The sequence below is a fragment of the Burkholderia sp. S-53 genome (assembly GCF_025560745.1).
Lineage (GTDB): Bacteria > Pseudomonadota > Gammaproteobacteria > Burkholderiales > Burkholderiaceae > Burkholderia > Burkholderia pyrrocinia.
On the sequence record NZ_CP090482.1, the window covers coordinates 868,575 to 887,808 of the forward strand.

General features: G+C 66.6%; 20 protein-coding genes. 8 read left to right on the forward strand and 12 right to left on the reverse strand.

The genetic code is table 11. The annotated features are described in order from the left end of the window. The 3 genes from LXM88_RS03545 to LXM88_RS03555 all read right to left on the reverse strand — a co-directional run bounded on the left by LXM88_RS03545 (position 1) and on the right by LXM88_RS03555 (position 2,935). On the reverse strand, positions 1-1,896 hold the full coding sequence (locus tag LXM88_RS03545) for an amidohydrolase (protein ID WP_262530543.1): 1,896 nt from the start codon (positions 1,894-1,896) through the stop codon (positions 1-3). 19 nt (positions 1,897-1,915) lie between these two features. Further along, complete coding sequence (locus tag LXM88_RS03550; protein ID WP_047904242.1) at positions 1,916-2,083, reverse strand: DUF1427 family protein; 168 nt, start codon at positions 2,081-2,083, stop codon at positions 1,916-1,918. Between the two features lie 165 nt (positions 2,084-2,248). Further along, positions 2,249-2,935: a hydrolase gene (locus tag LXM88_RS03555; protein ID WP_262530544.1), complete on the reverse strand. Its 687-nt coding sequence runs from the start codon at positions 2,933-2,935 to the stop codon at positions 2,249-2,251. Between the two features lie 309 nt (positions 2,936-3,244). Here LXM88_RS03555 and LXM88_RS03560 point away from each other — a divergent pair, with 309 nt between their 5' ends. Further along, positions 3,245-3,514 (forward strand): XapX domain-containing protein, encoded by a 270-nt coding sequence (locus tag LXM88_RS03560; protein ID WP_262530545.1) that lies wholly within the window; start codon positions 3,245-3,247, stop codon positions 3,512-3,514. A gap of 318 nt (positions 3,515-3,832) precedes the next feature. Beyond that, on the forward strand, positions 3,833-4,741 hold the full coding sequence (locus tag LXM88_RS03565; protein ID WP_096476026.1) for a LysR family transcriptional regulator: 909 nt from the start codon (positions 3,833-3,835) through the stop codon (positions 4,739-4,741). A 59-nt stretch (positions 4,742-4,800) separates the two neighbouring features. On the opposite strand, the gene LXM88_RS03570 is transcribed toward LXM88_RS03565, so the two are convergent. The 3 genes from LXM88_RS03570 to LXM88_RS03580 form a co-directional block, all read right to left on the reverse strand. Further along, a complete protein-coding gene (locus LXM88_RS03570; RefSeq protein WP_262530546.1) occupies positions 4,801-6,264 on the reverse strand; it encodes a mechanosensitive ion channel family protein in 1,464 nt (487 codons plus the stop codon). Positions 6,265-6,629: 365 nt separating this feature from the next. Further along, complete coding sequence (locus tag LXM88_RS03575) at positions 6,630-8,423, reverse strand: ATP-binding protein (RefSeq protein ID WP_262530547.1); 1,794 nt, start codon at positions 8,421-8,423, stop codon at positions 6,630-6,632. A gap of 65 nt (positions 8,424-8,488) precedes the next feature. Next, positions 8,489-8,656, reverse strand: a complete 168-nt coding sequence (locus tag LXM88_RS03580) for a hypothetical protein (protein ID WP_262530548.1) — start codon at positions 8,654-8,656, stop codon at positions 8,489-8,491. A gap of 271 nt (positions 8,657-8,927) precedes the next feature. Between LXM88_RS03580 and LXM88_RS03585 the strand changes: the two genes are divergently transcribed. After that, positions 8,928-9,569, forward strand: coding sequence for an HD domain-containing protein (locus tag LXM88_RS03585; RefSeq protein ID WP_262530549.1), 642 nt, complete (start codon positions 8,928-8,930; stop codon positions 9,567-9,569). Positions 9,570-9,627: 58 nt separating this feature from the next. On the opposite strand, the gene LXM88_RS03590 is transcribed toward LXM88_RS03585, so the two are convergent. The 3 genes from LXM88_RS03590 to LXM88_RS03600 form a co-directional block, all read right to left on the reverse strand. Beyond that, complete coding sequence (locus tag LXM88_RS03590; RefSeq protein WP_262530550.1) at positions 9,628-10,449, reverse strand: alpha/beta fold hydrolase; 822 nt, start codon at positions 10,447-10,449, stop codon at positions 9,628-9,630. 75 nt (positions 10,450-10,524) lie between these two features. Continuing rightward, positions 10,525-10,950, reverse strand: a complete 426-nt coding sequence (locus LXM88_RS03595; RefSeq protein ID WP_262530551.1) for a DUF3331 domain-containing protein — start codon at positions 10,948-10,950, stop codon at positions 10,525-10,527. Between the two features lie 220 nt (positions 10,951-11,170). Beyond that, positions 11,171-11,320 (reverse strand): hypothetical protein, encoded by a 150-nt coding sequence (locus LXM88_RS03600; protein WP_262530552.1) that lies wholly within the window; start codon positions 11,318-11,320, stop codon positions 11,171-11,173. Positions 11,321-11,510: 190 nt separating this feature from the next. Between LXM88_RS03600 and LXM88_RS03605 the strand changes: the two genes are divergently transcribed. Then, entirely contained in the window at positions 11,511-12,332 is an 822-nt protein-coding gene (locus LXM88_RS03605; protein ID WP_262530553.1) for an alpha/beta fold hydrolase, read from the forward strand. Positions 12,333-12,483: 151 nt separating this feature from the next. Here LXM88_RS03605 and LXM88_RS03610 read toward each other — a convergent pair whose 3' ends face one another. Continuing rightward, entirely contained in the window at positions 12,484-14,064 is a 1,581-nt protein-coding gene (locus tag LXM88_RS03610; RefSeq protein WP_262530554.1) for an MFS transporter, read from the reverse strand. 83 nt (positions 14,065-14,147) lie between these two features. Here LXM88_RS03610 and LXM88_RS03615 point away from each other — a divergent pair, with 83 nt between their 5' ends. The 4 genes from LXM88_RS03615 to LXM88_RS03630 all read left to right on the forward strand — a co-directional run bounded on the left by LXM88_RS03615 (position 14,148) and on the right by LXM88_RS03630 (position 17,923). Beyond that, positions 14,148-15,176 carry an HlyD family secretion protein gene (locus tag LXM88_RS03615; protein WP_412524081.1) on the forward strand — a complete coding sequence of 343 codons (1,029 nt, stop codon included), beginning with the start codon at positions 14,148-14,150 and terminating at the stop codon, positions 15,174-15,176. Next, on the forward strand, positions 15,173-16,597 hold the full coding sequence (locus LXM88_RS03620) for an efflux transporter outer membrane subunit (protein WP_262530556.1): 1,425 nt from the start codon (positions 15,173-15,175) through the stop codon (positions 16,595-16,597). Before LXM88_RS03615 ends, LXM88_RS03620 begins: the two co-directional genes overlap by 4 nt. A gap of 269 nt (positions 16,598-16,866) precedes the next feature. Next, a complete protein-coding gene (locus LXM88_RS03625) occupies positions 16,867-17,148 on the forward strand; it encodes a DUF3303 domain-containing protein (protein ID WP_262530557.1) in 282 nt (93 codons plus the stop codon). Positions 17,149-17,185: 37 nt separating this feature from the next. Then, the gene (locus tag LXM88_RS03630; RefSeq protein ID WP_262530558.1) at positions 17,186-17,923 is read left to right on the forward strand and encodes a hypothetical protein; all 738 of its coding nucleotides are present in this window, start codon (positions 17,186-17,188) and stop codon (positions 17,921-17,923) included. A 156-nt stretch (positions 17,924-18,079) separates the two neighbouring features. Here the strand turns inward: LXM88_RS03630 and LXM88_RS03635 are convergent, their stop codons facing one another. Together LXM88_RS03635 and LXM88_RS03640 are read right to left on the reverse strand one after the other, a co-directional pair. Continuing rightward, positions 18,080-18,754 carry a response regulator transcription factor gene (locus LXM88_RS03635; protein WP_262530559.1) on the reverse strand — a complete coding sequence of 225 codons (675 nt, stop codon included), beginning with the start codon at positions 18,752-18,754 and terminating at the stop codon, positions 18,080-18,082. Between the two features lie 106 nt (positions 18,755-18,860). Continuing rightward, entirely contained in the window at positions 18,861-19,232 is a 372-nt protein-coding gene (locus tag LXM88_RS03640; RefSeq protein ID WP_262530560.1) for a response regulator transcription factor, read from the reverse strand. Positions 19,233-19,234: the final 2 nt, after the last annotated feature.

Below are 19,234 nucleotides of genomic sequence, written 5' to 3' on the forward strand. Positions count from 1 at the left end.
TCAGACCGCCCAGCACGAACAGCCGAACGCGCCCCAGAAGCCCTTCGCGTCCGATGTCGGCAACGTGCGGCCCCACGCGCTCGCATGTGCATGCTCGTGTACGTTGCACGCGCTCGCGCAACCGCACATCGCGGCAGCGGCAGCCGCCGCGCGCTGCAGCGGTGCACCGTTGCGCTGCGTCGCGCCCCAGCCACCATAGCCGCCGTACTCGCGCACCGGCGACCAGTCCGGCATCGCGGGCGGAATCGGCGCGTCGTGCGACGCGAACGGCCCTGCGCCCCACACGATCTTTCCGCCGACCACCGTCAGCAATGCAGTCGTGTCCGCGATATCGTCTTCCGCGCACGCGAAGAAATCGCGATCCGGGACCACCAGGTCGGCAAGCTGCCCGACCGCGATGCGCCCTTTCTTGCCCTCTTCGTTCGAGAACCACGTCACGTATTCGGTCCACATCCGCAGCGCAGTCTCGCGATCGAGCAGGTTGCGCTGCGGGTACATGCGCATCCCGCCGACCGTCTTGCCCGTCACGAGCCACGCGAGCGACACCCACGGGTTGTACGACGCGACGCGCGTCGCGTCGGTGCCGGCCGACACCTTGATGCCCTTCGACAGCATCTTCGCAACGGGCGGCGTCGCTTCGGCCGCCTGCGCACCATAGCGCTCGACGAAGTATTCGCCCTGGTACGCCATCCGGTGCTGCACCGCGATGCCGCCGCCCAGCGCCGCAATACGATCCATCGATTTCTCGGTGATCGTTTCCGCGTGATCGAAGAACCAGTTCAGCCCGTCGAGCGGGATGTCCTTGTTGACCTTCTCGAACACGTCGAGCGCGCGGTCGATCGTTTCGTCGTAGGTCGCATGCATGCGCCACGGCCAGCGGTTCTGGGCGAGCACGCGCACGACGCCTTCGAGATCGTCCTCCATCTGCGCCGGCAGATCGGGACGCGCGACGCGGAAATCCTCGAAGTCGGCCGCCGAGAACACCAGCATCTCGCCCGCGCCGTTGTTGCGAAAATAGTCGGTGCCGTCGTGATACTTCGTGCTCTTGGTCCAGTTCACGAAGTCTTCCTTCTCCGCATTCGGCTTCTGCGTGAACAGGTTGTACGCAATCCGGATCGTCATCTCGCCTGCGTCGTGCAGCTTGCGGATCACTTCGTAATCGTCCGGGTAATTCTGCGACCCGCCACCTGCATCGATCACGCCGGTCACGCCGAGACGGTTCAGTTCGCGCATGAAGTGGCGCGTCGAGTTGTACTGGTATTCGAACGGCAGCTTCGGCCCTTTCGCGAGCGTCGCGTAGAGGATCGTCGCGTTCGGGTTCGCGAGCAAGAGCCCGGTCGGGTTGCCCGCCGCGTCGCGCAGGATCGTGCCGCCCGGCGGCTCCGGCGTGTCCTTCGTGTAGCCGACCACACGCAGCGCGGCCGCGTTCAGCAGCGCGCGGTCGTACAGGTGCAGGATGAACACCGGCGTATCGGGCGCGGCCGCGTTGAGTTCTTCGATCGTCGGCAGGCGCTTCTCGACGAACTGGTGTTCGGTGAAGCCGCCGACCACGCGCACCCATTGCGGCGCGGGCGTGATCGCGACCTGCCGCCTGAGCATGTCCATCGCAACCGCGAGCGACGGCACGCCATCCCAGCGCAGTTCCATGTTGTAGTTCAGGCCGCCGCGAATCACGTGGCAGTGGTTGTCGATCAGGCCCGGCAGCACGGCGCGGCCCCCGAGGTCGACGACCTTCGTCGCACGGCCGGCAAGCGGCATCACGTCCGCTTCGTTGCCGACCGCAACGAAGCGGCCGGCGGCGATCGCTACCGCTGTCGCGGTGGGGTTTGCGCGGTCGAGGGTCGTGAACCTTCCGTTGTGAAGGATCAGATCCGGTTGGGACTCGGTTGCGGTCATGTACATCACCTCGTTTCGATCAGAAGCCAAAGAGCTGTTTGAGGGCGGGGATGGCCTGCACGCCGATCACCATGCCGAGCAACCCGACCAGTGCAATCAGCGGCGGTGCCGGGGAGCGAACCTTGATTGCGCTGTAAATGACACCGATCAGCAAGCCCGCACCAAGGGAAACCAGATAAGGTTCCATACGATCAATTTCTCGGACAGGTTGGAATGCAGGTCGTAACGTCCTGGCAAACACGCGGCGGGCGACATCCGTGAATCAACCACGTACCGCCGCCCGCGATTTCATGGTGTCGATGCCGCGGGTTCTCGTGGAACACGCGGCATCGACGGTCGCAGCTGTCTGCGATTACTTCGCCGGCACGGGCGCGATCGACTCGTGCGGCGTCGCGGTGCGCTGCGGTGCCTTGTGGACCATCGTGTACGCGTAATCGACACCCATCCCGTACGCGCCCGAGTGCTCCTTCGCGATCGCCATCACGGCGTCGTAAGTCTCGCGGTGCGCCCAGTCGCGCTGCCACTCGAGCAGGACCTGCTGCCACGTCACCGGCACCACGCCGGCCTGCACCATCCGCTGCATCGCGAAGTCGTGCGCATCCTTCGACGTGCCGCCCGATGCGTCGGCGACCATGTAGATCTCGTAGTCGCCTTCGAGCATCGCGCACAGCGCGAACGTCGTATTGCAGACCTCCGTCCACAGGCCGGAGACGACCACCTTCTTGCGACCGTTCGCGGCCAGCGCGTCGCGCACCTTCTGGTCGTCCCACGAGTTCATCGACGTGCGTTCGAGCGTCTTCTGGTTCGGGAACACATCGAGCAGCTCGGGATAGGTATGACCCGAGAAGCTCTCGGATTCCACCGTCGTGATCGTGGTCGGGATGTTGAAGACCTTCGCGGCCTTCGCGAGCCCGACGACGTTGTTCTTCAGCGCCTGGCGATCGATCGACTGCACGCCGAATGCCATCTGCGGCTGCTGGTCGATGAAGATCAGTTGGCTGTTGTGGGGGGTGAGTACTTCAAGCTTCGGATTGCTCATGGCGGTCATGTCCTTTGACGTGGAGAAAAAATTGCCTGCCTCGCCGGCAAACCGGGAGGCGCCCAATGCGCTGTGCCGGGAGGTTCGCCTGCCAGCCGTTGTCATTCAACACGCGAATTCATGGTAACGCCACTTAATCAATTCTATTAATAAAATCCCTAAAACCAGGCCTTAAAAGATCTTAAAACCATCGAATTGAATGATCACATCAGAAAAGACCTGCTACGCTATCGAATGAATTCATGCTCGTCTCCGGATCGGTAGTTATCCGTATTTTTCACACGGTTGTCATTCACTTGAACCTGAATCATGAAGCCGTATATTTCGTCGCTACTTGCCGGCATTCTCGCCGGCGCCGTCTACTACCTGATCGGCGTGCAATCGCCCGCTCCACCCACCATCGCGCTGGCCGGCCTGCTGGGCATCCTTGCGGGCGAACAGATCCTGCCGATCGCACGAAGGATGCTCGCAGGGATTCATCTGAAAACCGCGTGGAGCGACGCGAAGTGCAGCCAGCACATGTTCGGCTCCCTGCCCGGCGCCCAGGCATCCGAAGCCGCCGCGAAAAAACGTCAATAGACACCGTGGTACCCCACGCTGATCGACCGGATTCGGTGGGGCCGATCGGTGGGCCAACCGATCTGCCGACGACGACGACACGCGGGTAAACCAAAACGCGCAGCACCCGCGAAACCCGGCGCACGGCCCCCCCGTGCAATGACGCTCCGGAAATGGCGCACATCACCCATACCGATCGGACGCTGCAAGCGCGGGCGGCCATTCTGCCCGGAACAGGAGGGTGCGCGGCCCCGATCCACGGATGAATTGCCCTGTTCGTATTGGACTCGGCGGTGCTTGGCGATAACATGTCAGCCCGACGCCCCCGTGGAAACCATCATGAAGCTGTCATTCGAAGCGCTCGAGGCACTCGACGCGATCGACCGCACCGGCACGTTCGCCGAAGCCGCGGAGCTCCTGCACCGCGTACCGTCCGCGCTGACTTATCTCGTACAAAAGCTCGAAAGCGACCTCGACGTCGCCCTGTTCGACCGGAGCGGGCGCCGGGCGAAGCTCACGCACGCGGGTCGCGTGGTCGTCGAAGAGGGCCGCCGGCTGCTGCATGCCGCCGAACAGCTCGAACTCAAGGCGTTGCGTGCCCAGCAAGGCTGGGAAACCGAGGTTCGCATCTGTATCGACGAGATCCTGCCGTTCGAGGCGTTGTGGCCCTACGTGCATACGTTCTACGGACTCGAGATGAATACGCGGCTGCGCCTGTCCACCGAAGTGCTCGGCGGCACCTGGGATGCGCTGATCTCGCGCCGCGCGGATCTCGTCGTCGGCGCGGCGGGCGAGCCGCCGGAGTTGCCGGACATCGTCGCGCGGCCGATCGGCACGCTCAAGCATGTATTCGCGGTCGCCCCGACCCATCCGCTCGCGGCGTTGCCCGAACCGCTGTCGATGGCGTCGGTCGTCGAGCATCGCGGCGCCGTCATCAGCGATACCTCTCGCGAACTGCAGCCGCGCTCGGTCGCCGTCGACGCCGGGCAGCCGTATCTCGCGGTCCCCACGCTCGCCGCAAAACTGGCCGCGCAGTGCGAAGGGCTCGCCGTGGGCACGCTGCCGGATTGCATCGCGGCACGCGCGATCGCGCAGGGCAAGCTCGTCGCACGCCAGGTGACCGGCATGCGCGACACCACGCATTGCTATATCGCGTGGCGCGGCGACGAGGCCGGACGTGCGCTGCACTGGTGGGTCGATCAGCTCGCCCGCCCCGATCTCGTCGACCGCTTCACCGCGCTCGCCTGATTCCGCCACGCGTCGGCCGCGCCGCTCGATCGAACGTTTCCCCGCGATCTCCCGCCGCATCAGCCGAACGCATCGTGCAGGCGCTTCATCTCCTTCTCGAGCCATTCGATCAGGTTGAACGACGCATGCGCGTTCGCGGCCGGCGGGATCATCATCTTCTCCTCGGTCGCGATGTGCTCGGTCAGGGATTCGCACATCAACCGTCCGAGTTCCGGTTTCCTCGCGATCAGCGGCGTCAGGTCGCGGCTGCTCAACTGATAGGCCGTCACGGCGGTCACCGCGTACACACTCGCATGCAGTTGCGTGCCGGCCAGCACGACGGATTGGCCGATCGCGTCGCCGGGCGCCATCCGCCTGACCTCGATGTCGCCGGTCGCGCCCGGCACGAACACCGACGCGACACCGGACCCGACGATCGTCAGCAGGCGCGTATCGGAATTCGACGCGTAGATCACCTCCCCTTTGTGGAATACGCGTGACGCGAGCGCATCGGCCAGCACCGCCAGATCCTCGTCGCCGAGTTGCCGGAAGAGTTCGACCGCGCGCAGCAGCCGTTGACCGCGCGACACCGGTCGGTGAGTAGCAGCCGTCCCGCCGAGCGGGCGCAGCGCGATGTCCGCGGCGGCCAGGTGCCGGTGCGCCAGATCGTAGAGCCGGTTACGCACCGCCACCTTTTTTTGCAGCGCGTCGACGTAACAGACGAGTTCGTATTCGACGGAGTTGGTCCTGAATGCCTTGACGACCGAGACCGGCGCGGGGCTGGCCAGTACGTCGAGCGAACTGGCGGCAGCCCGGTCGAGCGCATCGACGACGACGGCCGGCCGCACTTCAGGATCGATCTCGATCGTCAGCGTCACGCCGTGCACGCTCGGGGGTTCGCTCAGGTTGACGATCGTCGCCTTTGCCGCCGTGCTGTTCGGCACGACGACCAGGTTGCCAAGGCTGTTGATCATCTTGGTCGCGCGCCAGTTGCTCTCGACGATCCGCCCTTCCAGCTCGCCGATGGCCACCGTATCGCCCAGGCGAAACGGCTGGGTGGTATTCAGGACGAGGCCCGAGAACACGTCGTTCAGCGTGTTCTGGACGGCCAGGCCCAGGATCACGGCCACCGCGCCCGAGGTCGCGACCAGGCCGCTCAGCGGCAGGCCCAGTACATAGCCCAGCGCGGCCACCGCGGCCGCACCGAACACGGCGCCTGCGGCGATGTCATGAAACAGCCGCTGGTTGCGCCACGCGCGCGGCAGCAGCAGATGGTCGAGCATCAGGCTGAACACCAGCGCGCACTGCAGCCACCACGCGACCCCGATCGCCTGGATCGCCAGCCGGTCGAACCGGTCGGGCGACGGCGGCACCGCGAGCGGGCTCACGCCGGTTGCGAACAGCACATAGGTCAGCGCGGCGAACGACGCACAGCGCCAGAGCGCTTTCGTCGTCGAACGGCCGGGCCCGAGCAACCGCCATGCAACGAGGTCGGCAACGACGAGCGGCGCGCCGTAGGCGACCGTGACGGACAGGTTCAGCATGCCGGAACGGGCCGCGTGCGCGCGGCGCGACGGGCGGGGAAGCTGCGCGATCGCATGGCTCGCGCTACCCGTTCCGGCGAGCGGCCGCCGGCAGCGAAGCGTGGCGAGACAGGTCGGACTGGACAGGTTTCATGCGCTTGTCGTTCGATGACGCGCGAAGTCGCCGGCGGCAACGCAAGTGCCGGCCGCCGCCCCACGCTGGTATTCAGTGGCGTCGCGACATCGATGCGCAGAGGTACGAGCCGGCCTGCTGCCCGCACGCGCGCAAATCGCCGACGGTCTCCGTGCATGCAATGTAGACGCACCGACCGGCCAAGTCCTGAGTTCAGGCTGAAACGTTCTGAATTCGCCGGCGGCGCGCGCCCTTACGATTCGCGCGGCGGCAACTCGGCCTCGCCCGCCTCGAACCCGAACGCGTGCACTTCGGACCACGCGTCGTGCACGATGTGCGTCGGCCCCGAAGTATGAGCGAGCGCGGCGGCATAGGCGGCCAGCAGGCGCACGCGCGCAATCTCGCGCGCCCGTGTCTCGTCCATGTTCCGCATTGCATCGAGCGCCGCGCGTGCCCGTTCGCGACATTCGTCCACCAGCGACAGGTCGAACAGGCACGGGACCGCGACAGCCGCCAGCGCGATGCCGACGTCCGCATCGCCATTCGGCGAAAACGCCCAGTCGAGCGCCGCGCGCAGATTGCCGAGTTCGCGCCGGACCACGTCGAGCCGCGATTCGGCCCGCGGCCCGTCGTCGGCACCGGGCGCAAGCCTGAACAGCGTATGGAAGTAGTTCGCATGCGCGCGTGCCGCGGCCGCGCATTCGCCGTTGTTCTCGAGCTGCTGCAGCGCATAGGCGCGCGTCGTGGTCAGCAGCCGGTAGCGCGGTGCGCCGTGCGCGCTCTCGAGGCTCAGCAGCGACTTCGACACGAGGCCGGCGATCGTATCGAGCAGGTCCGCATCGGCCAGCCCCTTCGTTCCGACGATATCCCGCACCGCGTCGATCGAAAAGCTGTCGCGGAACACGCCGAGCCACCGCAACAGCAGGCGCTCCGCGTCCCCGAGCAAGCGGTAGCTCCAGTCGTACATCGCCTGCAGCGTCTGATGACGCGGCAAGGCCGTACGAAAACCGCCGGTCAGCAACCTGAAGTGGTCGTCGAGATGCGCGGCCAGCACGTCGATGCCGAGCACGGCCGCGCGGGCCGCCGCCAGTTCGATGGCGAGCGGCAGACCGTCGAGACGCCGGCACACCGACGCCATCAGCGCCACACTGCGTTCGTCGAGCGGAAAGCGGGGATCGGCGGCACGCGCGCGCGCCGAGAACAGTTGCACCGCGCTGGCGTTCAGCGTCTCGGCATCGTCGGCGCCTTCGCCGGGGACATCGAGCGGCGGAACCGGACACAGCCGCTCGCCCTGGATACGCAGCGCCTCGCGGCTGGTCGCGAGGACGTACAAGCCGGCGTCGGACTCGGTCAGTGCAGTCGCGATCTGCGCGGCGGCGTCGAGCAGATGTTCGCAATTGTCGAGCACCAGCAGCATCCGCCGGTTCGCCACGCTCGCCAGCACCGCTTCGAGTGTCAGCGATCCGGCCGGCTGCACGATGCCGAACGCACCCGCCAGTGCGTCGGGCACGAATCGCGGACACGCAACCGTGGCCAGCGACACGAACGCGGCGCCGTCCGGAAAGCTCGCCTCGGCCCGCATCGCCGCTTCGAGCGCGACCCGCGTCTTGCCGATGCCGCCCGCCCCGACCAGCGTCACGACGCGCGCGGTGTCGAGCGCCGCAAGGACGTCGGCGACGGTCTGCTCGCGGCCGACGAGCGCGGTCGGCGCAGCCGTCAGCCGCGACATCGCGGGACGCGCGGGCGCCGCGCCTTCGGTCTGGCCGCCGACCAGCCGATAGCCGCGCCCCGGCACCGTGACGATCAGGTTGCGATCGTCGGCCAGCGCCTTGCGCAGCGCGGCGATATGCACCTGCAGGTTGTTTTCCTCCACGACCGTGTGCGGCCACACGCGCTGCATGATCTCGTCTTTCGACACCAATGCGCCGTTCGCCCGAATCAGGAGTTCGAGAATTTCGAATGCGCGGCTGCCGATACGCAGCAGTCTGCCGTTCGAGCGAATTTCACGCCTGTCAAGAAAAACGTGAAGCGTTCCAATCCGGATCATGGGAATTTTCAATCGATTGCGTACATCGATGCCCTGTCAAAAATGACATCGATTGGACGCCAATGCTACGGCATTTGCCTGTTGAGATGATTCAAATAATCAGAATCCAACGAGCAAAATTTTTGAATCGATGAAAACCACGATTTGCCCGATGGCTCCCGTGCGTGCGCCCGCCTCGCCTCGCGCGGCGCGGCATCACGCATTTGCAATGCGCGAAACAGTGATTCACCCATGAACCTGTTTCGTAGGATAAAACATCCGATTTGCCGAAATTGATTTCTCTATCTGGTTAATCGAAATGGCGCCTCGCACGATCGGCCTATAAAAACCAGGTAAAAAAGACGTGCAACGCGCAATGAAACCGATTCCGGGCGAAATGGCCGGTCGGATTTTCCGTTCAGAACGATTCAGCCGCCGCTCAGGACATTCAGCGGCGCGGCGCGCGACGATGGTTCCACGGCTTCAGCGTCGAGCGACCGCCGTCACGCCGAGAGGAACACGACCATGGGCAACCGCATCGCCGGCATCCGGATTCCCGACGGCCCGATCGCACGGGAGGCCGCCGCGACCGTGCGCGCCGGCGAGCCGGAACTCCTGTTCCGGCACGCGATGCGCGTGTTCGCGTTCGCGTCGATCATCGGGCTGCGTCGCGGCATCGCATTCGACGCCGAGCTGCTGTATGTCGCCGCGCTGTTCCATGACTTCGGACTGACGGAGCGCTACCGGCATTCGCGCCGGCGCTTCGAAATCGACGGCGCGAATGCCGCGCACGCATTCCTCGGCGGATACGGCGTCGCCGACGACGATGCGGCGGAGGTGTGGCGTGCAATCGCGCTGCATACGACCTTCGGCATTCATCCGTACATGACGCCGTTGACGGCGTTGCTCGGCGCAGGCATCGAGACGGATCTCTTTGCACGTCATTTCGACGAAGTGAGCCGGTCCGAACGCGACGAGATCGTCAACGCGTGGCCACGCGGCCCGTGTTTCAAGGAACTGTTCCTCGAGGCGCTCGCCGCGGGCACCGTCCATCGCCCTGCGACTGCATTCGGCAACGTCTGCGCCGACGTGCTCGAGCGGTGCGACCCGGACTATCGCCGGACGAATTTCTGCGGCCTGGTGCTCGGGTCGACATGGACGGAGTGAGCCGGCCGGTCGATCCGGCTCCGCCACGTCAAGTCACGTCACTTCAGCTCCCGCCGGGTCATGCGCGGGCGAACGCCAGCAGTTCGTCGTTCAATCGCTGCGCGTGCGTCAGATACAACGCATGCGGCCCGCCCTCGTAAACGCTCAGCGTCGCGTGCGGCACGCGCTTCGCCGCGGCGGCGCCCGTGAGCGCGAGCGGCACCGTCTGGTCGTCGTCGCCGTGAATCACGAGCGTCGGCACGTCGAACCTGTCGAGATCCGCCCGGAAATCGGTTTCGGAAAACGCGCCGACGCAATCGAGCGTGCCCTTCAATCCGGCCTGCAGCGCCATGAAGGACGTCCAGTCGAGCGTGGCGCGCGAGATCGCCGAAGCGGCCCGGTTCGAGCCGGTGAACAGCGGCCAGAAGTGCTCGAAGAATGCCGCGCGGTCGGCCGCGATGCCCGCGCGAATGCCGTCGAACACGGCGACGTCGACGCCGTCCGGATGATCGTCGCGCCGCGCGACCAGCGGCGTCACCGACCCGATCAGCACGGCCTTCGCGATGTGCCGCGTGCCGTGCCGGCCGATGTAGCGGGCCACTTCGCCGCCGCCCATCGAAAAGCCGACGAGCGTCACGTCGCGCAGCCCGAGCGTCTCGATCAGCGTCGCGAGATCGTCCGCCAGCGTGTCGTAGTCGTAGCCCGTCCACGGCTGGCCCGACCGGCCGAAGCCGCGCCGGTCGTACGCGATGCAGCGCAAGCCGTTCGACGCCAGATGATGCATCTGGACGTCCCACATGTCCGCATTCAGCGGCCAGCCGTGAATGAACACGACCGGGCGCCCTGCTCCCCAGTCCTTGTAGTGAATCGAAACGCCGTCGCGTGTCGTGAACGTGCTCATGCGAATTCCTTCCTCAGCGGTGAAAATGCAGCGGCCGCCGGCCATGCTCCGATGGACGGCGCGCAGCGCTCCGGGTCATGAACGGGACAGCCTGACGATGAACCGCTCCAGTTCGGCAGCGAGGATCACCTCCCGGTAGTTCGCGGGGCGCTTCGCGCCGCGCCATTGCGGCTTGTAGATCGCATCGCCGGTATGAATCGTGATGCCGGTCAGCGCGCAGCGCCCGAGGGCGCGGGATTTTGCGCTGATCCAGCGCTGCTCGTCGTACCGGCAGCGCGTCGGATCGCTCCACGAGATCAATACCGACGAATCGGTCTGCCGCTCGGCGGCGACGATCGCGCACCGGCGGCGCACGCCACCGCTCGACGCGGGCGGCGCATCGTCGCGATGGCGACGGCGCGCGGGTTCCGGGTCGCGAAGATACGGCGGCGCACAGCGGCTCGCGTCCGGCGACGGGTCGAGCAGCGTCATCACGTGCTCCCAGCGATTGAATTCGTCCATGGCGGCGTACCCAGGCAAGTGGCGAGGGGTCCGGATGTTGCACACCCGCCCGCGTCGCGATCGCCATCCGCCGACGCGAACCGGCAACGACCCGCGACGGGATGACCTGATGCTGACGATAGCGAGCCGCCGCTGAAGAGTCTTTATTCCGGGCTTAATTTTTCTGGCCGATTCGGCCGCACGGGCGCGCGGCGTGCACCGCAACCGGGTTCACGAAAATTCAGCGGGATTTCAGTACACGGCGCATGGCCGCGGGATAGGCTCCTGTCGGCGTTCGTTCGCTGCCTTCGCGCGCCTGCCGGCGCGCGACCGTGAACGCCCGCCGGCTGCCGGCGAAATTGCCGCATGCGGGCAGATCCGAACCATCCATCCAACGCGGCATCGTTCCACCGCACGTTCAAGGAGTCCCAATGCGTCCCGCAGACATCGACGCCGTTCCCTCGGCGCGTCGCCGAGACATGCTGCTTGCCGGCGCGACCGCCGTTGCAGCCGCCGCGCTGCCGGCTGCCGCCGCAGCAGCCCCCAAACACGCCGCTTCCGCCCATCAAGGAGCCCATGCGATGAATACGATCACCACCAAAGACGGTACGCAGATTTACTTCAAGGACTGGGGCAGCGGCCGCCCGGTCGTCTTCTCGCACGGCTGGCCGTTGTGCGCCGACGCGTGGGACCCGCAGATGCTGTTCCTCGTGCAGCACGGCTATCGCGTGATCGCGCACGACCGCCGCGGTCACGGCCGCTCGAGCCAGCCGTCGCAAGGCAACGACATGGACACCTATGCCGACGACCTGGCGGCGCTGATGAATGCGCTCGACCTGCGCGAAGCCACGCTCGTCGGCCATTCCACCGGCGGCGGCGAAGTCGCGCACTACATCGGCCGTCACGGCACGAAGCGCGTGTCGAAGGCCGTGCTGATCGGCGCCGTGCCGCCGCAGATGGTGAAATCGGCATCCAATCCCGGCGGCCTGCCGATGGACGTATTCGACGGGATCCGCAAGAACGTCGCCGAGAACCGTTCGCAGTTCTACAAGGATCTCGCCGTGCCGTTCTTCGGCTTCAACCGTCCGGACGCCAAGGTGTCGCAGGGCACGATCGACGCGTTCTGGGCGCAGGGCATGATGGGCGGTGTCTACGGCCAGTATCAGTGCGTCAAGGAATTCTCCGAGATCGACTACACCGAGGACCTGAAGAAGATCGACGTCCCGACGCTGATCCTGCACGGCGACGACGACCAGATCGTGCCGATCGACGATTCGGCCCGACTGTCCGCGAAGATCGTGAAGCACGCGCAACTCAAGGTGATCCCCGGCGGATCGCACGGGATGTGCGTCGTCAACGCCGACCGGATCAATGCCGAACTGCTCGCGTTCCTGAAGGCGTAAGCGCAAGCGTCACCGTACGGCGCGCCCGGCCATCGTGCCGGCGCGCCGTTTAGTGCGTTTCAGGATTTTTCAGGTCGTCGCGATTCCGTTGCGGCGTGCGCGATCGCCAAGATCGTCGATGCGCGACCTGCGCCGATCCGGCGTCGGGCGCTCACGGCGCCCGCGCCGGCCTGAGCAGCATGCCGATCAGCGCTCCCGCGACCGCGAACGTCATCGCGACACGGAAATTGTCGGCGAGCGCGAGCGTCGTCGCCTGGACGCGGACGGCCCGATCGAGCAACACGTAGGCCGCCTGGTCGCCCGTCGCGAAGGTCGCGCCGTGCGACACGAGCGACGCCGCGCCGGCCCGCAGGCGCTCCAGCGTTTGCGGATCCGACAGCGTGACATGCAGACCGACGAGATTCGAATGGGTAGCCTCCATGATGCGCTGGACCACCGCGATCGACGTCGTGCCGAGCTGCCCGCTCAGCAGGCGTGTCGTCTGCACGACCGCGCCGAACGTGAGCGCGTGCTCGGCCGTCACGTGCTTGCCGAAAAAGAAAATGACCGACGTGAGCGCCATCGTCTGCCCCAACGCCTGGAGCAATTGCGACGGGATGAAGTCGGGTTCGGCCCAGACGGGCGTGAGTTGCGCACCGAGCGCGAACGCGACCGCCACCATCGCGAAGCCCGCCACGATCAGCCGGCGCGGATCGACGCGTTGCAGCAGCCACGCCACGCACGGCGCGAACAGCAGTTGCGGCATCGCGATCCAGCGCAGCGTATCGCCGATCTGCAGCGGGCGCAGCCCGTAGGTGCTTGCGAGAAACGCCGACGGAATGAAGCTCGTGTTGAGCACGGTAAAGCGCACGAGGCCGACGAGCAGGATCAGCAACGCGACGTTGGGCAGCGCGAGATAGCCGAGATCGAGCCCTGCCCGTCGCGACGCCAGTTCGTGGATCAGGAACGCGGCCACCATCACGATGCCGATGCCCAGCAGCGCGACGATCAGCGGCGACTGGAACCAGAACAGCCGTTCGCCCTGATCGAGCGCGATGCACAGGCATGCGAACCCGCCGGCGCCGAGCACCATGCCGCGCGTGTCGATGCCGGACGCGAAGCGCTTGATCGGTTCGGTGGACAGCGACAGCATCAGGCAGACGATGAACGGCACGGTCAGCAGTGCGTTCTGCCAGAACAGCCAGCGCCAGCTCAGGTGTTCGCTGTACCAGCCTTCGAGCGTCGCCGACAGGTTGAGCGACATCTCGAGGTTCATCGCATACGCGGCGATGCCGAACGGAATCAGCCGCGGCGGCAGCGTGCGGACGACGAACCCGACGGTCAGCGGCACGAACACGCCGGACGCGAAGCCGGCCACGCTCTGGAACACGATGAACGTGCCGAAGTTCGTACACAGCGGCAGCACGCTTTCGACGACCAGGAATACCGCGGCGCCCGCCAGCAGCACGCGGCGCGTGCCGAACACGAAGGCCGCCGCGATCGCGAGCGGCCCGACGAACATCTGCGACGCGATGAACGCGGTGTTGATCCACGCGCCCTCGTCGAACCCGACGCCGAGCGCGCCGCGCACGTCGGCGAGCCCGAGCGACGTGATGCGCGACGTCAAGGTCGAAATGATCGCGCCGAGCAGCACGGCCGCGATCGCGGCGATCGAACGAAACGTCGGTATGTCGGAGTCCGGCGCTGCGGCCGGCCCCGGTGTCGCGCCACCGGGGGCGAACGTGGTGTTCATCGTCGAGCGGCTCCCGCACAAAAAGCTCGCGCAAGCATAGCGCGATGCGAAAAACCCTGTTTTTTCGATGGAGTATCCCGATCGTGACCACGAACTCGCCGGACGTGCCGCCCACTTCCACCGCACGGTCGCGAAAGTGGCCGGTCGTACTGATCGCCGGATGCGCGCTGTTGCTCGTCGCGCTGCTGGTCTACGAATTCGACGCGCATGACCGCGGCACCGACGACGCGTACGTGACGGGTCACCTGCACGTGATCTCGCCGCGCGTGGCCGGCACGGTCGAGCGTGTGCTGGTGAACGACAACCAGTTCGTGCACGCGGGCGACCCGCTCGTGCAGCTCGACCCGCGCGATTTCGACGTGCGCGTCGCGCTGCAGCGGGCCCGCGTCGCGCAAGCGCACTCGGATGCGAACCGCGCGAAGGCGCTGGTCGAACAAGCCGACGCGGCGCTCGTGTCGGCGCACGCGGACGCCGAGAAGGCCGAGCTCGACTACGCACGGGCACGCGAACTGACCCGCGAAACGCCGCGCGGATTGTCGCAGCAGGAATTCGATGCCGCCAACGCGGCACGCAAGTCCGCCCGCGCGCGCATCGAGGCGGCCGAAGCGCAGCAGCGCAGCGCGCAGGCCGCGCGGCAGGCTGCCGATGCCGTGTCGAACCAGAACGACGCCGAGTTGCGCGATGTTGAGCTGCAGCGCCAGTACACAATCGTCGTGGCGCCGTCGGACGGCCACGTCGGCAAGAAGACGGTCGAGACCGGCGAGCATGTCGCGCCCGGCCAGGCGCTGCTCACGGTTGTCGAACCGCACCCGTGGGTGGTGGCGAACTTCCGCGAAACCCAGCTTCGGCACGTCCGCACCGGCGACGTCGTGCAGCTGCGCTTCGACGCGCTGCCGGACCGGACCTTCAACGGACACGTCGACAGCCTGTCGCCCGCGACGGGCGGGCAGTTTGCACTGTTGCCGCCCGACAACGCGACCGGCAACTTCACGAAGGTCACGCAGCGGGTGCCCGTCAAGATCCTGCTGGACGGCCCGGCCTCGGCCGAACCGCGCATTCGGCCCGGCCTGTCGGTCATCGTCTCGCTGCAACGCGGCCGCACGCAGCCATGACCCGCATCGCCGCCCTGCTCGCCGCCGGCCTGCTGAGCGCGTGCACGATCGCGCCGCAGCCGCTCGCCCCCGTCGCGGTCGGATCCGACCGGTTCCGTCATGCGGATGCGCCCGGCGAACCCGCACCGTCGCTCGTCGAATGGCCCGCATCGTTCGGCGATCCGTCACTCGTCGCACTCGTCGACGCCGCGCTCGCCGGCAACCACGACATCCGCGCCGCCGCGGCGCGCGTCGACCAGGCGCAGGCGCTGCTCGGGGTGCGTGAAGCCGCACTCGCACCGACCGTCGGCGTCGATCCGTCGTTCAGCCGCTCGCGCGTATCCGGCACGGTCGACAACGCATTGCCGAAACGCACGATGCACAACTGGTCGGTGCCGTTCAACGCCAGCTATGAAGTCGATCTGTGGGGGCGCCTGCGCGGCGATGCGGAGATCGGCAGGCAGAACGCGCTGCAGGCGGACGCGGATCGTGCGGCCGTTCGACTACGCGTCGCGACCGACGTCGCGAGCGATTACCTGACGCTCCATTTCGTCGAGCAGGATCTCGCGACGCTCGCCCGCGCGATCGAGTTGCGACGCACCGCACTCGACGTGATCGCCGCGCGCGTGCGGGCCGGCGCGGCAAGCGATCTCGACGCGCTGCGCGCGGCAGCCGATCTCGATACGGCTCGCGCCGATCTCGCGGACAGCCGGCGGCTGCGCGAAAACCTCGTCGACGCGCTCGCCGTGCTGACCGGTGTCTCGCCGACCGCCTTCACGGTCGCGCCGACCGCCTCCGCCATGCGCGTGCCGGAGGTGCCGCCCGGCCTGCCGTCCGCGCTGCTCGCGCGACGCCCGGACGTCCATGCGGCGGCGCGCCGCGTCGACGCGGCGTCGCTCGAAATCGGCGTCGCCCGTACCGCGTGGCTTCCGACCTTGACGCTGACCGCGCAGGGCGGGTTCGCCAGCCGCGACCTCGGCACGTTTCTCGACCGCAACAGTTCGCTGTGGGGCCTCGGCGCGAGCGTGGCCGAAACGGTGTTCGACGGCGGCAAGCGCGAGGCCGCAGTCGCCGCCGCGACGGCCGGCGCGGCACTCGCCGACGCGAACTATCGCTCGACCGCGCTGGGCGCGCTGCGCGAGGTCCAGGACGCGCTCAACGACATCGCCGCGCAGAAAGAGCGGATCGTGCGCTACGACAGCGCGGCGCGCGCCACCGAAGCAGCGGCGCGGTTGTCGCTGAGCCGTTACGGGCACGGCTACGTCAGCTATCTCGAGGTCATCGACGCGGACCGGGACGCGCTGACTGCGCAACGCCAGCTGATTCATAGCCGCCAGGCACTCGCCATCGCGACGGTCAATCTCGTGCGTGCGCTGGGTGGAGGATGGACGCCGCCTGCAGCGAAACCGGCGAACGTCGCGAATCGCGAAGAGCGGTTCTGAGAAAACATCGACGTGCCGTCGGCCTTCGCTCGATCGGCCTCACGCATTTTTTTATCGCTCGTAAGCTTACCTAACGTTTTTTGTATTTCCCGGTTCCGGCGTGCCGCATGAATTGATCGTATCGAGTCCGCCGAAGCGAGGACCTGTCACGATCTTCTCCTGGCGTCGACTTGCGTCGCAGTGCACACGCCCGATTGCACCCACCCGTAAGCCGTCATCGCGCGTATAAATTGAAGGAGGTGGACGAGCCACCTTCAGGAGACACAGCCATGAAATTCATGATGACCTTCCACTGGGCACCGGATACCCAGCAGCGTGCCGAAGCCATCGAGCGCTTTCAGCGAACCGGCGGGCTCCCGCCCGACGGCGTCCGGTTGGTGGGCCGGTGGACACGAGCCGATCTGAGCGCAGGGTTCGATCTGCTCGAAACAGATGATATGAAGAAACTCACCGAATTCGCCTATCAGTGGAGCGACCTGATGGAGCTGGACATCGTCCCGGTGCTTGACGACGCCGAGTTGGGCGAGGTGCTGGGGCGCGTAATGAAATAGAGGGGTCAACGCACGTTCGATATCGACGCCATTCGACATGAACACAACCGGGCGCCCCCGCAGCCACGACCTGCGGCACCGCGCGATCCTTTCGGCTGGACCGGGACGCCGGCGACGGACGATCCTGGCCCTGCTCGTCGTTCTGATCGGCTATGCCGCCGCCGATCTCTTCTGGCCGTTGCACCGTGACCTGAGCCGCTTCGATCCCGTCGCGACGGGGACACTCGAAACGAAAATATGGCGCTCCTACTATGAGCGCCAGCACGTCGCGCTTTTTCTTGAATTGGCGCAATCCCTGCGCACGCAATACCACCTTCCGTGGCTAAGGTCGTACGCCGGCGCTTACTACGGCGCATCAGCCGCATTCACGTTCAAGGAGGGCAAGGAACGCAGCGATTACGAAAAAGCGTTGCCGGCGCTGCATACCTATTTCAGCCTGATCCGCAACACCGGGAACCGCGACTTCGATGTCTCGCGCACGACCGCGCTCGAACTGGAATGGTGGATCGTGCACCGGCAGCGTGGACGTTATCCGCCCGGCGCGTTGGGCAGCGCGTGCGCTGAAGCCGCCGCGTCGCTGTACAGGGTGCCCGCGGTCTCGACTCTCGAACACGGCCAGTTGCGCGCGCAAGCGATGCTGCTTCGCGACGCCCGTGAAGATGCGGGCAGCGTCACCGACGCCGATTGGGCAACCATCGAATCGCTGCTGCACCGTAGCTACCTGTCGCTCGGTCATGCCGTTTCATCGACCAATGCGGTCGCCGGCGCGCGATGAGCGACGCGCATCTCGCTGGCCTGTGCCGCGACGCCGGGAGCGCCGTACCCACGTTGAAGCGGAAGTGGCCGCATGAACGCCGTCGTTCGCGCCATCGCGGCCCGGCCCGCCACGTCGAAGCCCGCGCCGCCGCGTCGAACGATCCGGCGCGCCCGCTCAGTCGCGCGCGCCGGCCGGGCCCACGCCCAGCGCTTCGGCTTGCCGCACGAGATCCGGCAGCGTGCGGACCTGCATCTTCTTCATCACCTGGGCCCGATGCACCTTCACCGTGATTTCCTGCAGGCCGAGATTCGCTGCGATCTGCTTGTTCATCAGGCCTGCGACCACCTGGCTCATCACTTCGCGTTCGCGTGGCGTCAGCGACGCATAGGCCCGGCGCACCGCGTCCAGCGCACGGTCGCGCGCGAGGCGCTCGCCGTCGCGGGCCAGTGCGCGGCCGACGGCATCGAGCATCGTTTCGTCGTCGAACGGCTTGGTCAGGAAATCGAGCGCGCCGCCCTTCATCGCCTTGACCGTCGTGGCCACGTCGCCGTAACCCGTCATGAAGAGGATCGGCACGTTCAGGCCCGCCCGCACCGCTTCCTCCTGAAGGGCCAGCCCGCTCTCGTCGGCAAGACGCACGTCGAGGATCAGGCAGCTCGGCACGGCGGGCCGCTCGAACGCGAGAAACGCCCGCGACGACGCGAAGGTCTCGACGCGCCATCCCGCCGAACGCAACAGCGAGCTCAACGCGCGCCGCAGCGTTTCGTCGTCGTCGACCACATAGACGATCGGCGCGGAGTCGCCCGCGCCCCGGTTGCCGATCGACGTCATATCCGGCGTGCTCGCCATTGCTTTCCCTGTGTAGACATCCGCTTCATTATCGAATGATAAACTAAGAAAAAGCCGAGCGGAACTGCCGCGCCGCTCGCGGCGCGGCCGGTCGACGGGCCGCCGCTCACGCAGGCGGCGCGCCGGATGCGATGTGATCGATCAGGTTGAGCATATCGTCCGATGGAAACGGCTTGCGCAGGAACGCGACCGCGCCTTGCGCAAGCGCGCGGCGGACCGACTCGTCGTCGCCGTGCGCCGACATGAAGATGACCGGCAGCGTCGCGTTGCGCTCGACCAGCAGGCGCTGGACGTCGAGACCGCTCATCCCCTTCATCTTCAGATCGACCAGCACGCAAGCCGCGTCGTCCAGCGGGCCGGCCGCAAGGAATTCCTCGCCCGACGCGAACTGCAATGCGGTATGACCAGCCGATTTCAGCAGGCTGGCGAGACTCCTACGGACCGACGCATCGTCATCGATGATGCAAACAATGGCCATGA

Excerpts from the sequence above, each read along its gene's own strand:
- LXM88_RS03610 (WP_262530554.1), bottom strand. The coding sequence starts at position 14,064 with ATGAACACCACGTTCGCCCCCGGTGGCGCGACACCGGGGCCGGCCGCA.
- LXM88_RS03600 (WP_262530552.1), bottom strand. The coding sequence starts at position 11,320 with ATGGATGGTTCGGATCTGCCCGCATGCGGCAATTTCGCCGGCAGCCGG.
- LXM88_RS03620 (WP_262530556.1), top strand. The coding sequence starts at position 15,173 with ATGACCCGCATCGCCGCCCTGCTCGCCGCCGGCCTGCTGAGCGCGTGC.
- LXM88_RS03630 (WP_262530558.1), top strand. The coding sequence starts at position 17,186 with ATGAACACAACCGGGCGCCCCCGCAGCCACGACCTGCGGCACCGCGCG.
- LXM88_RS03585 (WP_262530549.1), top strand. The coding sequence starts at position 8,928 with ATGGGCAACCGCATCGCCGGCATCCGGATTCCCGACGGCCCGATCGCA.
- LXM88_RS03595 (WP_262530551.1), bottom strand. The coding sequence starts at position 10,950 with ATGGACGAATTCAATCGCTGGGAGCACGTGATGACGCTGCTCGACCCG.
- LXM88_RS03550 (WP_047904242.1), bottom strand. The coding sequence starts at position 2,083 with ATGGAACCTTATCTGGTTTCCCTTGGTGCGGGCTTGCTGATCGGTGTC.
- LXM88_RS03635 (WP_262530559.1), bottom strand. The coding sequence starts at position 18,754 with ATGGCGAGCACGCCGGATATGACGTCGATCGGCAACCGGGGCGCGGGC.
- LXM88_RS03570 (WP_262530546.1), bottom strand. The coding sequence starts at position 6,264 with ATGCTGAACCTGTCCGTCACGGTCGCCTACGGCGCGCCGCTCGTCGTT.
- LXM88_RS03605 (WP_262530553.1), top strand. The coding sequence starts at position 11,511 with ATGAATACGATCACCACCAAAGACGGTACGCAGATTTACTTCAAGGAC.
- LXM88_RS03625 (WP_262530557.1), top strand. The coding sequence starts at position 16,867 with ATGAAATTCATGATGACCTTCCACTGGGCACCGGATACCCAGCAGCGT.
- LXM88_RS03580 (WP_262530548.1), bottom strand. The coding sequence starts at position 8,656 with ATGGGTGAATCACTGTTTCGCGCATTGCAAATGCGTGATGCCGCGCCG.
- LXM88_RS03555 (WP_262530544.1), bottom strand. The coding sequence starts at position 2,935 with ATGAGCAATCCGAAGCTTGAAGTACTCACCCCCCACAACAGCCAACTG.
- LXM88_RS03565 (WP_096476026.1), top strand. The coding sequence starts at position 3,833 with ATGAAGCTGTCATTCGAAGCGCTCGAGGCACTCGACGCGATCGACCGC.
- LXM88_RS03575 (WP_262530547.1), bottom strand. The coding sequence starts at position 8,423 with ATGATCCGGATTGGAACGCTTCACGTTTTTCTTGACAGGCGTGAAATT.
- LXM88_RS03560 (WP_262530545.1), top strand. The coding sequence starts at position 3,245 with ATGAAGCCGTATATTTCGTCGCTACTTGCCGGCATTCTCGCCGGCGCC.
- LXM88_RS03590 (WP_262530550.1), bottom strand. The coding sequence starts at position 10,449 with ATGAGCACGTTCACGACACGCGACGGCGTTTCGATTCACTACAAGGAC.
- LXM88_RS03545 (WP_262530543.1), bottom strand. The coding sequence starts at position 1,896 with ATGACCGCAACCGAGTCCCAACCGGATCTGATCCTTCACAACGGAAGG.
- LXM88_RS03640 (WP_262530560.1), bottom strand. The coding sequence starts at position 19,232 with ATGGCCATTGTTTGCATCATCGATGACGATGCGTCGGTCCGTAGGAGT.